Source organism: Mesoplasma sp. JKS002658, from assembly GCF_023566355.1.
Lineage (GTDB): Bacteria > Bacillota_I > Bacilli_A > Mycoplasmatales > Mycoplasmataceae > Edwardiiplasma > Edwardiiplasma whartonense.
In genome coordinates, this window is the sequence record NZ_JAKNSW010000001.1 from 432,809 (window position 1) to 448,687 (window position 15,879).

The 15,879-nt window shown below is 32.2% G+C and carries 17 protein-coding genes and 1 other RNA gene; all 18 read right to left on the reverse strand.

The features are described from left to right. Positions 1–7 precede the first annotated feature (7 nt). The 18 genes from LD125_RS01965 to LD125_RS02050 all read right to left on the reverse strand — a co-directional run bounded on the left by LD125_RS01965 (position 8) and on the right by LD125_RS02050 (position 15,784). On the reverse strand, positions 8–2,008 hold the full coding sequence (locus LD125_RS01965) for an ABC transporter ATP-binding protein (protein WP_250137049.1): 2,001 nt from the start codon (positions 2,006–2,008) through the stop codon (positions 8–10). An 85-nt stretch (positions 2,009–2,093) separates the two neighbouring features. Next, on the reverse strand, positions 2,094–2,816 hold the full coding sequence (locus LD125_RS01970; protein WP_250137050.1) for a DNA-processing protein DprA: 723 nt from the start codon (positions 2,814–2,816) through the stop codon (positions 2,094–2,096). A 2-nt stretch (positions 2,817–2,818) separates the two neighbouring features. Further along, positions 2,819–3,133: a single-stranded DNA-binding protein gene (locus LD125_RS01975; protein WP_250136470.1), complete on the reverse strand. Its 315-nt coding sequence runs from the start codon at positions 3,131–3,133 to the stop codon at positions 2,819–2,821. A 69-nt stretch (positions 3,134–3,202) separates the two neighbouring features. Further along, complete coding sequence (rnhB, locus tag LD125_RS01980; protein WP_250137051.1) at positions 3,203–3,838, reverse strand: ribonuclease HII; 636 nt, start codon at positions 3,836–3,838, stop codon at positions 3,203–3,205. Beyond that, on the reverse strand, positions 3,819–4,769 hold the full coding sequence (gene ylqF, locus LD125_RS01985; protein WP_250137384.1) for a ribosome biogenesis GTPase YlqF: 951 nt from the start codon (positions 4,767–4,769) through the stop codon (positions 3,819–3,821). The genes rnhB and ylqF overlap by 20 nt, the downstream gene beginning before the upstream one ends. A 90-nt stretch (positions 4,770–4,859) precedes the next feature. After that, a complete protein-coding gene (gene rplS, locus LD125_RS01990) occupies positions 4,860–5,255 on the reverse strand; it encodes a 50S ribosomal protein L19 (RefSeq protein ID WP_374982228.1) in 396 nt (131 codons plus the stop codon). A gap of 1 nt (position 5,256) precedes the next feature. Then, positions 5,257–5,985, reverse strand: a complete 729-nt coding sequence (gene trmD, locus LD125_RS01995) for a tRNA (guanosine(37)-N1)-methyltransferase TrmD (protein ID WP_250136467.1) — start codon at positions 5,983–5,985, stop codon at positions 5,257–5,259. Further along, positions 5,986–6,498 (reverse strand): ribosome maturation factor RimM, encoded by a 513-nt coding sequence (locus LD125_RS02000; RefSeq protein ID WP_250137053.1) that lies wholly within the window; start codon positions 6,496–6,498, stop codon positions 5,986–5,988. Between the two features lie 14 nt (positions 6,499–6,512). Then, the gene (rpsP, locus tag LD125_RS02005) at positions 6,513–6,791 is read right to left on the reverse strand and encodes a 30S ribosomal protein S16 (RefSeq protein WP_250136465.1); all 279 of its coding nucleotides are present in this window, start codon (positions 6,789–6,791) and stop codon (positions 6,513–6,515) included. A 121-nt stretch (positions 6,792–6,912) separates the two neighbouring features. Beyond that, a complete protein-coding gene (locus tag LD125_RS02010) occupies positions 6,913–7,377 on the reverse strand; it encodes a 23S rRNA (pseudouridine(1915)-N(3))-methyltransferase RlmH (RefSeq protein ID WP_250137054.1) in 465 nt (154 codons plus the stop codon). Continuing rightward, positions 7,377–8,732 carry a signal recognition particle protein gene (gene ffh / locus LD125_RS02015; RefSeq protein WP_250137383.1) on the reverse strand — a complete coding sequence of 452 codons (1,356 nt, stop codon included), beginning with the start codon at positions 8,730–8,732 and terminating at the stop codon, positions 7,377–7,379. Before ffh ends, LD125_RS02010 begins: the two co-directional genes overlap by 1 nt. A gap of 2 nt (positions 8,733–8,734) precedes the next feature. Beyond that, the gene (locus LD125_RS02020) at positions 8,735–9,169 is read right to left on the reverse strand and encodes a hypothetical protein (RefSeq protein WP_250136462.1); all 435 of its coding nucleotides are present in this window, start codon (positions 9,167–9,169) and stop codon (positions 8,735–8,737) included. 68 nt (positions 9,170–9,237) lie between these two features. After that, complete coding sequence (rny, locus tag LD125_RS02025) at positions 9,238–10,677, reverse strand: ribonuclease Y (RefSeq protein ID WP_250137382.1); 1,440 nt, start codon at positions 10,675–10,677, stop codon at positions 9,238–9,240. 401 nt (positions 10,678–11,078) lie between these two features. Next, entirely contained in the window at positions 11,079–11,708 is a 630-nt protein-coding gene (locus LD125_RS02030; RefSeq protein WP_250137381.1) for a lipoprotein, read from the reverse strand. A 192-nt stretch (positions 11,709–11,900) separates the two neighbouring features. Beyond that, the gene (gene recA, locus LD125_RS02035) at positions 11,901–12,926 is read right to left on the reverse strand and encodes a recombinase RecA (RefSeq protein ID WP_250136519.1); all 1,026 of its coding nucleotides are present in this window, start codon (positions 12,924–12,926) and stop codon (positions 11,901–11,903) included. 83 nt (positions 12,927–13,009) lie between these two features. Continuing rightward, positions 13,010–13,501: a CinA family protein gene (locus LD125_RS02040; protein WP_250136459.1), complete on the reverse strand. Its 492-nt coding sequence runs from the start codon at positions 13,499–13,501 to the stop codon at positions 13,010–13,012. Positions 13,502–13,584: 83 nt separating this feature from the next. Next, an RNA gene (rnpB, locus tag LD125_RS02045) (RNase P RNA component class B) lies at positions 13,585–13,932 on the reverse strand. Positions 13,933–14,023: 91 nt separating this feature from the next. Continuing rightward, positions 14,024–15,784, reverse strand: a complete 1,761-nt coding sequence (locus LD125_RS02050) for a hypothetical protein (RefSeq protein ID WP_250137380.1) — start codon at positions 15,782–15,784, stop codon at positions 14,024–14,026. Between the last annotated feature and the right edge of the window lie 95 nt (positions 15,785–15,879).

Consider the following 15,879-nt stretch of genomic DNA (forward strand, 5'->3'; position numbering starts at 1 on the left):
TTCCTTTCTATTTCATTAATCCAGCTTCATATAAATCTTTGAAATGACCAGGTTGTTTTTTTAATTCTTCAAAACTACCCACTTGGGTAATTCCTTTTCCTGGAACTAACACAATAATTTGATCAGCATTCTTAATAGTTGATAGTCTGTGAGCAATCGAAACTGTGGTACGATTTTGCATTAGCTTATTTAGTTGACCTTGAATTTCTTTTTCAACAATATTATCTAAAGCAGAAGTGGCTTCATCTAAAATTAATAATTCAGGATCTTTTAAAAACATTCGCGCAATTACCAAACGTTGTTTTTGTCCTCCAGATAACATAAATCCCCGTTCACCAAGAATCGTGTCATACTTATCTGGTCAAGTTTGAATAATTCGGTCCAAATCAGCTTTTTTACATGCTTCTATTACTTGTTCGTTGGTTTTATCTGCAGTTCCATAGCGCACATTTTCTCAAATGTTTCCTAACAAAATTTGGGGTTCTTGTTCCACATAACCGACATGATCAAGATAACTTGATAAATGAATATCTTTTAAATTAATATCATTATTAATTAAAACATCTCCATAGGTTGGATCATAAAAACGCAAAAGTAATTTAGAAATTGTTGATTTACCAGCTCCAGTTTCACCAACAAAAGCATATTTTTTTCCTTGTTCAAAAGTAAAGTCAGTTTTTGGCAAAATCACCTTAGTTGGTTTTTCAGGATAAGCAAAGACCACATCTTTAAAAAGAATATTCCCATTGATACTGTCAAGATAAATTCCTTCTTTATCCTGCAAGTGAGTATTAATATTTGATTTTGAATAAAGAATTTGCGCAGTTCTCTCTGCAGAAGTTGAAGCAATAATGATTCCTGATAGTACCCGAATTACTTGCATCAAAGGACCAATCATCACTGCTGAAATCAACAAGAAGGCAGGGAGTTTAGTAATTAATAAGGTTGTATCGTTTTTATAAATTATCGCTGCTGCGATAATTAACACAATCTGGATTGAAGAAATCCCAATAATTAAAATCGCAGTTAAAATCGCTTGAAGATTAACCATTCGTTTGTATGCTGAAGCATACTCCTTATGTTGATCGACAAAACCTTTTTTTTCGTATGCTTCAGTTCCAGAAGTTTTAATTAACTGCACAGTGCTAATGCGGTTGATAACTGTTCCATTAACCTTGGTGATTACATCACGAGCTTTAAACATCAGTTTTCTTAAACTACCAAAAATAGCTAACATTATTGCAATAATTAAAACAAACATTACAATAATTACTAAACTTAATTTTCAATCCATCACAAAGGCCATAATGATTGCAGCAATAGTGGTAAAGACCGCTGAAAGAAAAGCAGTTGGAATTGCTTGAGACTGATCACCAATAATTTGAGTATCAGAAACAACTTTGGTTAAAATATCACCAATTTTTTTATCAGAATAATAACTCATATCCTGAGTTATTAGACGGGCAAAAGAACGATCTCGTAAATCAACTTCAATATATTTACCCAAAAAACCAGCAATCGCTGTTCCTGCAAAAGTAGTAGTAGCAACAATAAAGAGTAAAGCAATTTGCAAACCCATATACGCTTCTCAAGAAATATCTCAAATTGGTTTTAAATCACTAGATAACTGGTCATAAGGAATTTGTTTAAACGTGTCAGAATTCTTCCAAATTACCACCTTAGTTAAATTATTGATGATATAAGGCCCAAAAGCAGAGGCCACTGAAGCAAGCAAAAGCAAAATTAAGATAGCTAAACCATACGGTCACTTCTTAATAAAGTAAGTAGAAACTAACTTAAAAAACCCAATCTTAGGGGTTTCAATTACAGGTTCAATGTCTTCATCATCATCTCTTTGTTCCCTTCAGTTTTGAAAAAAACGGACAAGTCGAGTCTTTCAAGGAGTTTCAGGAGCGATTGAGTTATCAATTTTTCGGTTAATAGAACCTTCTTCAGGATTGTCATTTTTTAGCAGTTTTTTGTCCTCGGAGCTTGGACTTTCTGACATAATTATCTCCTTTCCTGAATGTATTTAAAAGATTATAACATTTAGAAAAACAAAAAAATAGTGAACAGTTTCACTATCTCCATCTTTACAAATCTTTTAAAACATCACTTGAAGATTCGATCAACTTTGCTCCAAGTTTAATCAAAGTGTTGTTAGCACGGTTCTTTACATCAATACCTAAAGGTAAAACAAAAAGCGATCCATTCTCAGTTAAACCTTGTTCAATTATTGGAATTAAAGGACTTTTTTTAGCAACCTCAATCACAACAGTTGCCGTAGCAAGAGTTACTAATAGTCGAGTTATAAAGGCTACCTGATTATTGTTTAAATTATATCCTTCACTAATAATTAAACCATCACTGTTATCATGAACAGATGCGATTGTATCTGTAATCAGAATATAGTTTGAAGAAGTTTCTTGAATTAAACAGTTGATATAACCAGACATCAGGTTTAAGTTTGCAAGTAAAAAAGTTTTATGTTCTTTTTTGAAATTATTCACCAATCGTTCAAAACTTTGTTGGTTACAATTTTCAATTTTATCTTCGTAAATAAAACTAAAAATTTTATAATAATTAACTAACAGGTCAATTTTGCCTTTATAAAAAAGGACAAAAGGTGGATGATGACTATTTTTCAAGTTAGTTGGATATAATGGATTGATAATTGTTAAATAGTCACAATTGATGCGTTGTTCAACTGATTCTAATTCTTGTTGACTAATCTTTTCTTTTTTATCCAAAGCTTCATAAATTTTATCCCACTCTCCGTGGTACTTTAAACTAAAGTATAAAAGAACTTTGTCCATTTCTATGCCAAATAAAAAACTTTATTAGCAATAATATCGTTGATTATAGTTTTAAAATCTTTGCCTGCATAGGAATTAACTCGGCCTTCAATGCCAATACATGCTTGATCGTGCAAAACAAACTCATCAGTCAATTGAGTTGATCAAACCTTAACACTAATTAAATCATCATGATGTTCGTGCTCGTGTTTTTCTTTTGCTTTGTAAGGTTTAGGAACCTTTAAAAGAAACTTATAAAGACTTTTGTTACCATCAGGAGTGGTGTAAACAACTTCTGCATCTCCTTCTAAAGTTCCCATCATTATTACATTATTCATATTTTTTCCTCCGTTATAGAATAAGAAAAAAACCAAAACTTTTCTCATAAAGTTCTGGATTTTAATTACTTATTTAGTTTTAATTGCTAAGAGATCTTTAATTGGTTTATAAGTTCTTCGGTGCAAGTTGGTCACACCATTAGTCATTAATCCTTGTAAATGAGCTTTTGTTCCATAACCAACATTATGTAAAAAATTATAATCAGGATACTGAGAGTGATACTGATACATAATATGATCACGAGTAACTTTTGCTAAAATACTGGCTGCAGCAATCGATAAAGAAAGGTTATCACCCTTAATTATTTTTTGAGTTTTAATCGAAAAATCATGTGGTAATTGTTCTCCATCAATCAAAGCTAGAGTTGGTTGAACCTTTAAGTCAAGCAAAGTTGACTGCATTCCATAAATACTTGCCTGCTTGGGATTTAATTTTTCAACCATACGCGTATCAATTACCACAATTGAATAGGCAATTGCCACTTTTTTAATCACTTTAAACTGCTTTTCACGCTGTTGAATTGTCATTTTTTTAGAATCTTTAATCAAAGAAGAAGAAAAGCTTGAGGGAAGAATTACACTAGCCACAACTAACGGACCCGCTCAAGCGCCCCTTCCAGCTTCATCACTACCTGCAATTATTAAATTATCTTTACGAAATTGTTGATCAAAGATTCAACCAAAATTATCACTCTGAACTGACATCACTTTTGTTTTCTACTTGATCTGGTTCTTCTTTATTAGGATTAACTTCTAATTGAGCAATTAATTCAGGAGTTTCATAACTAATTCGCCCCAATTTTCCGTTTTGAACGTCGCGTAAGAAGGTTTTCATTACCCGTTCAACATCATAAACATCTTCTAAAAGCACTCATTTATTCTTTTTAGCAATTTTTTCAAAAATTCGGTAAGTATCTTTAATTTCAATTGGTGGTAAAAAGTTTAACCTAGTTTGATAAACTTCTTTGACCTTATCAGGATAATTATTAAAAACATAACGCATTGCTCGAGCAGCCATTCTTTCACGAGGAAAGACATCTTCTTTCACAGCATTAATTAAAACTAAGTTAGTAGCAATCGATTCATTAGGAATCTTAGAGGGCATAATTCCTGGTGTATCAATTAAAGTGATATTTTTAGTTAAAACAATCCGTTGTAATCCTCTGGTTAAACCTGGTTTATTTCCCGCCTTTACCCGTTTATCTTTAACGATCTTGTTAATAAAAGTTGATTTTCCCACATTTGGTAAACCGATAATCAATGCATTTAACTGCGGATTAACAATTCCTTTTTGATGTTGCTTTTTTCTAGTTTTGGCAGTCACTTGGTTAATTATTCCCACTAACTGATCAGTCAAATTCTGACTAGTTTTTTCCACTAAAAGAAAAGAATCGCCCTGCTCTTGAAAATGTTCCATTCACTCTTTAGTAGCCAGGGGGTTGGCCAAGTCAATTTTACTAATAACATAAACCACAACCTTATTTTTTAACAAGTTTCTAAATAAGGGATTTTGTGAAGAATAAGGTGCTCGAGCATCAATCACTTCAACAACAACATCAACAGCGGTAATTAATTGTTCGATTTCTTTCAAGGTTTTATTCATATGACCAGGAAATCAGTTTTGTGCACCACTCATCAAAATCACTCCTTTAAACTTCCTAAATTATACTATATTTAGTTTTTATATTTAGAAAAGAAAAGAACCATTAAAATGGTTCTAATTGTTTTATTTAGTTGAAGGTTCTGGTTTTTTGGTTGGTAAAACCTCTTTAATTCGAGCAGCTTTACCTTTCAACTTACGAATGTAGTAAATTCTTGATCGACGAACACGTCCACGTTTAACTACTCTAACTTCATCAATAATTGGTGAATGTAAGGGGAAGGTTCTTTCCACAAACACACCATTAGATATTTTTCGAACAGTTACTGAATAACTAATCCCTGATCCTTGGGTTTTAATTACCAATCCTTCAAAAGATTGAATTCGGTATTTTTCCCCTTCTTTAATTTTGACATCAACACAAATAGTATCTCCAGAATTAAAGTCTGGTAAATCATCACGTAATTGATTATTTACAAGATCATAGTTTGATTGCATCGTTTTAGTTTTGATTGAACTCATATTATTTTGCTCCTTTCGTTTTTAACTCTTTTAAAATCTTTAATTGGTCTTTAGATAATTTAACTTCATTGATTAAATCAGGTCGCTTGGTATAGGTGTTATATAGCTGACTGAATTCACGAAATTCTTTAATTTTTTGATGATGACCACTGACTAACACTTCTGGGACTGGTTTATCTTTTCAAACCAATGGTTTGGTATAAACATCGTAGTCTAATAAATCATTTTCAAAACTATCGTTAAGATGAGATTCAACTTGAATCACATCAGGAATAACTCTAGTAATTGAATCTAATAAGACTAAACTTGCAATCTCTCCACCAGTCATCACATAATCACCAATTGATATTTCTGCATCAACATAGTTTAAGATTCGCGCATCAATTCCTTCGTAGTGTCCACAAATAATAATCAAGTGTTGATAACTCTTCGCATAATTGCGAGCAGTTGTTTGGGTTCAAGTTTGTCCCTGTGCAGAAGTCAAAACAACATAACTTTCAGGAGTCTTAACCTTTTGAATTGCTTCATAAACTGGAGGAGCCATCATGACCATTCCCGCTCCACCACCATATTGATAATCATCAACTTGGTGGTGTTTTGAAGTAGCAAAATCCCGAATATCAATCACTTCAACTTCAATTAACCGACTCTTAATCGCACGACTAATAATTGATTGGTCAATATAAGTCTTAATAACTTCTGGAAATAAGGTAAGAATTGAAAACTTCATTTAAATTAACCTCTCCAAGTGTTGAACATAAATCTTTTGCTCATTGTCATCAATATTAACAACATACTCTGCCACATTAGGAATTCAAACTTCTTGGTTATCTCAAAAAAATTGAAACAAATCATAAAGCCCATTATTCATCACTGCACTAACCTTAACATTCACTTGATGATTATCTAATTTAAAAACAATTTCATAACTCAAATAATCAGGAGTTGATGTAAACAAATTATCTGTTTTTAAACTATAAATATCAGCATTTTTTAAGCGTTCTGCACTTGATAAAGAATCAATATCTCTAAACTTTATTACCAAAAGATTGACTTGCGATTGTGAATAACTCTCAATCCTTAATGGTTGCATAATCCTATACTCATCTTCATAAAAGAAGAAGTGAGTGGCTAATTGTTCATCAACAAGAATTAAGTTCTTCGCTAATAAAACTTTAATACTACCCTTTCGACCAAAAGTATTGACAACATTACCAATTTTAATTAATGATTCTAAATTCATCAAAGACCTTATTTTTATTTAGAAGCTTTTTTTGCTTCTAATTTTTGGTTATGTAATTCTGTCATAATACCTTCTTTAGAAAAAAGACTTCTGACAGTATCTGTTGGTTGAGCACCATTTTGTAATCATTTTAAAGCTAACTCTTTATCAATTTTCACATCATCTTTTAACGGATCAAAAGTGCCAATTAATTCAATATATTTACCGTTACGATTCACTCTTGAATCAGCAGCAACAATTCTGTAAAAAGGAACTTGTTTCTTACCAATTCTTTTTAATCTCAGTTTAACCATTTTTACCTCCCTAAATAAAATTCATACTCATTTTATAAGGTTTTAAAGATGGTGTCAAGTATTTTTACTTAACAGGATAATTAGAAAATAAAGTCTGATTTTTTAAAACTTTCAAAGAAAATTATTTATGATACTGTTCATGACCAATAATCTTTAAAGCACGATAAATTTGTTCAGCAAGAATGAGACGAAACAATTGATGAGGAAAGGTAATTTTGCCAAAACTTATTCGCGGATAATTCATCTTAAATGCTTGATCATAACCATCAGAAGGACCGATTACTAGTAACAACTTACCAGTTTTTAAATCCTTATTCTTAGCAATTGCCTGAGCAAACTCTTCACTACTAAGCATAGGAGCATCAACATCTAATAAAATAACTTCATAATCAGAAAACTTGTTAATTTTTTCTTGAAGTAAATTAGAATTAACTTCTAAATTAACCTTTGTCTCTGCTTGATAGTTTTCTTTTAATTCAATCACTTCAAAGTTAATTTTCTTTTGAATTTTTGCTTGATAAAAATCAAACAACTGCTGAAACAAACGATTATCAAGTTTACCAAAACACAAAATTTTAATAAACATTAAAAACCAAAAGGTAGGTTACCCTTACCAAAAGCGCCCATACCGCCCTTCTTAAATTGTTTGGTTAACTGTAAAACTTGTTTCTTACCTTTATCAAAATTATTCAAAAGTTCGTTAAGTTCTTTTTCGTTACGACCAGATCCTTTAATAATCCGTTGTTTTCGCGAAATTGATTTTAATAACTTCGGTTCACGACGTTCTTTAATTGTCATCGAATCCATTAAAATAGTAAAAATAACCAATCTTCGTTGCGCTTCTTCGATTTGCTGATCGTTAATCTTACCATTTAAACCAGGAATCATTTTCATAATTCCTGATAAGTTACCAATTTTAGCAGTTTGAGCAAGTTGATTTCGTAAATCTTCTAAGTCATATTGACCCATAAACATTCTTTTCATTGTTTTTTCAATCGAACGTTCATCAATGTTTTCAATTGCCCTTTCAAATAAAGTTTCAATATCACCCATTCCCAAAAGACGGTCAGCCATTCGTTTTGGATAGAAAGGCGATAACGCGTTAAGTTTTTCTCCTTCACCGATGAATTTAATTGGTAACTTAGTCATATAAGCAATTGAAAGCGTGGCTCCCCCGCGAGCATCACCATCTAATTTAGTAATAATTACTCCGCTTAATTTCAAAAGTTCATTAAACGCGTTAGTAACATCAATAATTTCTTGACCAATCATGCCATCAACAACTAACAAAATTTCTGATGGAGACGTAGTTTTTCTTAACTGATTTAATTCATCCATCAATTCCTTGTCGATTTGTAATCGACCAGCTGTATCAAGAATCACCACATCATAATTATTTTCTTCAGCATAAATTAAAGCTTGCTTAGCGGTTTTAACTGGATCTTGTTTACCTTGTTCAAAAACAGGAATGTTTGTTTGTAATCCTAATTCTTTTAATTGATCAATTGCTCCGGGACGATAAACATCCAACCCTACTAACAAAGGCTTCTTACCTTGCTTTTTTGCCAATAAATAAGCAAGTTTATTTGCCGTAGTAGTTTTTCCTGAACCTTGCAATCCAACCATCATAATCACTGATGGTTTGTGGTTTAATTCCAGAGGTTGGTTTTCTTTACCCAAAATCTGTTGCAACTCATCATGAACAACCTTGATTAGTTGTTGTTGAGCATTGACACCTTCTTCAATATAACCTCCAACAACTTTTGCTTGAATTTTGCTAATTAATTCCTTAACTACTTCATTATTCACGTCAGCCTCTAATAAAGCTAACCGAATTTCAGTTAAAGTATCTTTAATATTTTCTTCGCTTAGAGTAGCTTGATTCACTTTCTTCTCTAAACTTTTTTTCATTCTTTTTGCTAAGAAATCACCAAATGCCATTTTTATTTCTCCTTTAAATTATTATTTTGTAGGTTTAAGGTTCAACTTTGAATTGCTGTCACGAGTTTTTTCCCAAACTTTTGCGCTTTAACTGAAGAAATTCCTTCAATCAATAACTCGGTGTTAACACTATAAAAACTCACAACCAATTTCCCGATTTGTTTGTCAGTGATTAATTTAAGATCAGCAATATCTTCCAAACCAATTCTTTTAACCTTACTCCCCAAAGCATTCATCCGACTAACCAAGAAAAGACGAGAAGTTGAACAAGCAACTAGATTTAATTGTCCTTCAACTAAACAAACAATTGCACTAAGCAATTGTTCATGATCAAAAAGATAATTTTCCAATACTTGAAATTCACTTTTTTCACTCAATTCTTGTCCGAGACCATCCACAACAGCAATTTGTTCTTGCAAGTTTTCACCAGTTTGCATTCTTGTTAAAACCACTTTCTTTTATAATTTTAATACATTCTAGTTAATAAAAAAATAAAGCAGTTTTGCTATTTTATTACTACAGTTTCGCGGTGTTCGCGAATCAAGGTTAAAGTAATGTTACCTGGAATAGAAACTTCTTTTAATCTAGTAGAAATCTGGTCAATTAATTCCATCATGTGATAGTCATCAACTTTGACTGGATCAACAAGCACCCGTACTTGTCGACCCGACTGTAGCGCATAACTTTTGACCACTCCAGGAATATTGTTACAAATTTCTTCAATTTCTGTAATTCGTTGCACAAAATCTTCTAATTGCTCATTTCGTGCTCCGGGGCGAGTCGCACTGAGAGCATCAGCAATTGCAACAATTGCAGCAGTCATACTTGTTTTGGCAACATCTTCATGATGAGCAGCAATCGTATTCACAACCACTTCATTCTCACCATACTTCCGAGCCACTTCAACCCCTAACTCAACGTGATTTCCTTCTTGTTCAAAATCAAGCGCTTTACCAATATCGTGCAACAATCCACTTCTGATTGCTACGCGTTCATCTAAGCCTAGTTCTGCAGCAATTGCCCCGCTGATTTTCGCCACTTCAATTGAGTGGAGTAAAACATTTTGACTATAACTAGTACGATACTTTAACTTTCCGACTAACTTCACTAGTTGTAAATCCATATCATAAATCCCTAACTCTTCAGTGACTTCACATCCAGTTTGATAAATTAATTCATCAAGTTTTTGAGTTTGGGCAATTAGTTCATTTTCAATTCGCACTGGTTGAATCCGACCATCACTGATAAGTTTTTCCAAGGTTTTGATTGCAATTTCTCGGCGAATCGGGTTAAAACTTGAAATCATGATTAAATCAGGAGTATCATCAATGATCACATCAACTCCCGCATACTGCTCAAAAGTTTTAATGTTCCGCCCGTCTTTACCAATAATTCGACCCTTCATTTGTTCGTCAGGAATCTTGATTGTACTTGTAGTACGAAGTTGCACAAAATCTGTTTTAAACTTTTCTAGAGCATTAATTAGAATATTAACACTCATCTCGTGTGCTTTCTTAGTTGTTTCTAATTCCTTTTGACGTAAATAACGACTAATTTCTTGACTCTTTTGTTCTTTAATTTCCTTAAATAGTTTTGCTTCAGCTTCACTTGGAGTTAAAGTTGCAATTGAGCTTAGATCAGTGATTAAGTTTGTTTTTTTACTCTCGAGCAAGCGAGTTTGCTCGTTTAATTCTAAAGTCTGTTCATTAAGTTCATTTTCTTTAGTCATTAACTCACTTTTTAATTTTTCTAAAGTTTTGCGTTGATAATCAAGAGTAGCTAGTTCTTGGTTTAAAAAACTTCGTAAATCATCATTTTGTTGATTCAACAATTTTTCTTTTTCTTTCAGGGTTTTATACCCTTCCCCTAAAATTTTTTGTCGTTCTTTTTTGGCTGCTTTTTGAGCTAAATCACGACTTTTTTGAGGTGATTTTTTCTTAAGCAAATACCAGATTATCTTTAATGCTACTAGTGTCAAAATAAAAAGAACTAAAAAGACTATAGCAATAATTTTTCATGTCATAAAACTCCTTTAATAAAAAGGAAAGTGTTGATCGTTTAGACCATAAGATTATAGCGGATTTTTAGAAATTTTATTAGGTTTAAAAAATTAATTAATTCCTTGAATAATCAAGGTTTTTTAACTCAAAGAATTATTCAATTGTGATTTTAAGTTTTTTCATCAATTTCAATGAGTATCAGAGTAGTTTTTGATAATAAAAAACTACCTCACTATTATAAATAGTGAGGTAGTTGTTCGTTTTTGACTTACAATTTTGAAACTAAATCGAAGAATAAAACTAACATCTCACTCTGATTAGTGTTTAATAACTATTGTAACTGAACCTATTCTTGTGATCCTGATAACGCTGAAATAATAATTTCTAATTCTCCAGTGTATTTAGTAGAATCTGTTTTTGCGACAATAACTAATTTTCCAGCAGCTTCAGTTGTAGGAGCAACAAAATTTTCTTCACCTTCTTTAACTTGAACTTGATCTTCTAAGTCTTTGTTAGCAGCAATTGCTAAGAAAGCGTTAAGAGCATCTGCAGCAGTCATTTCTCCTGAACCAGTAATTGTTTTATCCAATCCTTGCACAGAACCTAGGTCAATAGTATCAGCTTTGTAATCAATAGTAATTGTTAACTCTCCAGTGTATTTAGTAGAATCTGTTTTTGCGATAATAACTAATTTTCCAGCAGCTTCAGTTGTAGGAGCAACAAAATTTTCTTCACCTTCTTTAACTTGAACTTGATCTTCTAAGTCTTTGTTAGCAGCAATTGCTAAGAAAGCGTTAAGAGCATCTGCAGCAGTCATTTCTTCTGAACCAGTAATTGTTTTATCCAATCCTTGCACAGAACCTAATTCAATTGTCTCGGGAACCGGGTTTTTATTTCCATCTCCACAAGCAACCACAGTTGCAGTACTAGTAGCAGTTAACCCAACTGCTCCCAAAATTGTTAATAATTTTCTCATTATATTTTCCTCCTATAACGATGTTTCTTAAATTTAATTTGGTAATCGTGTCTGTCAAAAAATTCTTCCAGATATTCTCTAAAACAAACAAAATCACAAACTAACTTCATCTACTTTGATTAAACCATAAAAATAAAGCAATAAAACTAACAAATTAAAATAATTGCTTCAAGTGATTTTCTTAACTTTCATTTAATTGCTTACTTGGTTTAAAAGTTCGCTAATTTGCTGAATAATCGAAGTTTTTTGCTCCAAATGACTATTTAATCATTCTTTCAAGTTTTCTTTACCCTGACCAATTTTTTCTTTTTGATAAGAATATCAAACCCCAGATTTTTGAATAATTTCATATGTAGTGGCCAAATCAATTAATTCACTATCACCATCAATACCTTTATTATAGTTAATGGTGATGATTGCGGTTTTAAAAGGTGGGGCAACCTTGTTTTTTACAATCTTAATCTTAACTTTATTACCAATCGCTTCACCATTCTTTAATAAAATCTCACCTTTTCTTGTTTCAATTCGTAAAGATGAATAAAATCGCAACGCTCTTCCTCCTGAAGTAACTTCAGGATTACCAAACACAACCCCAACCTTCTCACGAATTTGATTGATAAAAATTACTGTGGTATTGGTTTTAGCAATCGTCCCATTAACCTTGCGTAACGCTTTAGACATCATTCGTGCTTGTAAACCAATCGATTGGTCACCCATTTCCCCTTCAAATTCACTTTTAGGTACCAAAGCAGCCACACTGTCTAAAACAATTAAATCAATTTGGTTGGATTTAACTAACATTTCTAAAATATCTAAAGCTTGTTCACCATATTCTGGTTGACTGACCAAAAGATTATCAATATCCACCCCAATCTTTTGCGCATAACGCGGATCAAGAGCGTGTTCAGCATCAATAAATGCTGCTATTCCGTTGCTTTTTTGACACTCGGCAATCGCATGCAATCCCAGGGTTGTTTTACCACTAGATTCGGGACCATAAATTTCAGTAATTCTTCTTTTAGGATATCCCCCAATTCCAATGATGTTATTCAACAATAATGATCCTGAAGAAATTGCTTCATTATGATTTTTTAAATCACTTTCACCAAGTTTAATAATCGTGCCTTTGCCAAAAGTTTTTTCTAAATCTTTCAACAAAACTCTTAGTTTTTCATCATCTCAAATTGTGGCGGAATTATCAACTTCTTTTTTACTCATTTGACTTAGAACCTCAGTTTTTTCTACTTTGTTTTCGATTTTTAAATTTTCCATTTTTCTCTCCCCCGAAGAATAAGGAAAAATTAGGTTAAAAGTTCTAAAATTTTATTCAATGCAAAGATGATTGCTGCGATTTTAAAGGTTTCACGATTAACATCAGGAGTATCAGGAAGTGAAAACGGGTAAACAAAAGTTTGATTATGATAATAAAAACCAATAAAACTAAAAAACGGTGGTTGATTTTCACTCACATTTCGATCAGCATTACCACTAAAGCCAACACAAAGATCAACTTCTAATATTTTAGCTCCATGAAGGACCATTTCTTGAACACAGGCTGTAGAAATTGCTCCTTTTTTAGCAAGAATAACAGGATTAACTTGCAAAAGTTTGACTTTAACTTCATTAGTGTAAGAAACAATCGCTCCGTTAAAAACCTGACTTGATCCTGGAATATTAGTCAAAGCATTAGCAAAACCGCCTCCAGTAAATGATTCACAAGCACCAATCTTGATTCCTTGAGACGAACAAACTTCAATTACTTGTCTTGCTTTAACTTGAAGTTCTGCATTCATCAAATCAATCCTTACCTTATTCTTACCTTTTTTAAACCTTTAATGAATTCAACGAATTAAAAACTTAAAAAAGATAATGAGATTTACATAACCCACGTTCTGTTCTAATTGCTTAGCTTAACTATCTATCTATAACTAATGTTATCCACTTGTTGATTCGGCTTCTCTCTAAGTGATTCCTCTACCAAAATTTGAGTTTCTTACTTGTGGGGTTTACCGCGTTCCAGGTCAAAGGTTTCCCTTTTGCTCGTCTCTGTGGCACTTTCAAGACTAGATCATGGTAATAAATTACTTTAGATCATCATCTGCCATCTATTTTCATAGTCTAACTTTATGGTTTCAGTTAGCACAAACCCTACAACCAATCACAGGTTGTGTAAGCGTGGAGTTTCCTCTGTATTATTTTGCAAATACAGCAGTTAAGTTCAATCTCCTTTTAATTTTATCTAATAATTAGAAGAAATTAAAGGAATTCAGAAAAGAGTTTTCTAAGAAAAGATCAGCAGCCATTTTATTTAAAATTTAAGGCAGAATAAAGTTTTTAATTGTTAAAATTTTTGGGGTTTTTCCTGGTTTAGCGAAATTAAAACTAACATCAATTGGAGTATTAATTGGCTCTGGAGCACCGAAAATAAAGGTAAAATCAAAACTTAAATCATTGAAATCCAATGATGCTTTGATAGTAGGAAGAGTGGTTGATCAATGCTCAAAAAAATCCTGTTTTGACAACCCCAAACTTCGTGCTTCAAGTGCAGTTAGGGTAAGTTTTGCCATCGGTTCAGTATTTGATCTATCAATTGTCAATTCATCACCCTGGTGAATAACTTCTGAAGCAAGGTCTAAATAGAGGTCTTTGATTATTAATTGTTTTGAAGAATAACTAGGATAACCAAAGTCAAAAACAACCGTTGTTGGCTTGTTCATAACTTCTAGTAGGGTTAAAATTAACCCTATACTACCATCATCATTGAAGGATGATGGCGATACTTCAGTCATCACTTGTGGACTGGTTTCAGAAAGATAAGTTGTCAAAAAATTAGAAGTGGGAGTAATTTTTAAACTCTTAGCTTCAGCAGCACTTAAAGTTAAAATAGCAGATTGTTTATCAGCAGAAATTTTCACATCAGTTGAAACCTTGTCAATTATTATTTCACCATCATAATCAAGGTTCAAATCACCAACCAATAAACGAGCAAGCGGTTCATCATCTTTATTTACTTCAAAGACAAGATTACTTGGAACGCTCATCTTTTGAGAACTAGTTAAAGTAATTTTTACACTACCATTTTCTTGTCAAAGAAGATCGGCAATAATCTCAGTCCCATTCTTTAAGGCAGTAGTCAATTGATGATCACGTGGTCAATTAATTCCTTGAGAAATAATCCCATTAGAATCAAATTGAGTTAATTTTAAACTCAAGGCTTCACTGAAAGTTAAATCAAAAGTTGCTGATTGGTGATCAGTCTTCAGGGTTGGATATTTTTGTAGAGTCACTGGATCAGTCCGAATAAAATTCAGATTTAAACCAGTAACTATCAAGGTCGATTTAGATTTTTGAGTTTTATCTAAAGTAAGCATAAGATTTTCAGAGTGACGCATTGCTTTATTTGTATTAAAGATTATTTCTACTTGACCAGTTCGTGTTTTAAGTTTTAAAGTAGCATTAATCAAGGTTTGGTTAACTCCTACTACTCACTCAAAATGATCGATTCAGTTATCACCATAACTCACTAAACCATGATCATCAACTTGAAGTAATTTTAGACTTAATGCCTCGCTTCGAACTAAAGTTAAGGTTGCAAACTCATGATTGTCATCAATATTGGCTGCTTTAACTATTTCAACTTCAGGATAATAATCCAAATACAAATCTTGAATAGTTAAAGTTCGTTTGTTCTTAAAAGTAAAAACAACATCAACAGCACTTTGCATTGGGTTATCAGCAAAAATCATTACTGTAACCTCTCCATTGCTTTGATTCAAAACAAAAGTAGCACTAAGAACTATTGCGTTATTATTAACACTCAAACTATCAACTCAATTATCATCATTTTTGACATAAACTTGCGAATCAAGCGATTGAATTAACTTTAAACTTAATGCCTCACTTTGAGTTATAGTTAAGGTTGCAGATTGATGAGTTGAACTTAAAGTTAAATCAACGTCGTTTTTAACAATATCAATCGTATCAACAACTTGTTTTATTGAACTTCCACAAGCAACCACACTAGTTGTGGTCATGACTAATCCAATAGTAGTTAAAATCATTAAAAATTTCTTCATTTAATTTTTCCTTACAAAATCTAATTGATATTAATCATTAGGATATAATCACCAAACAAAAAAACAATAACACTTCCAGCATTCATTGGTTGATT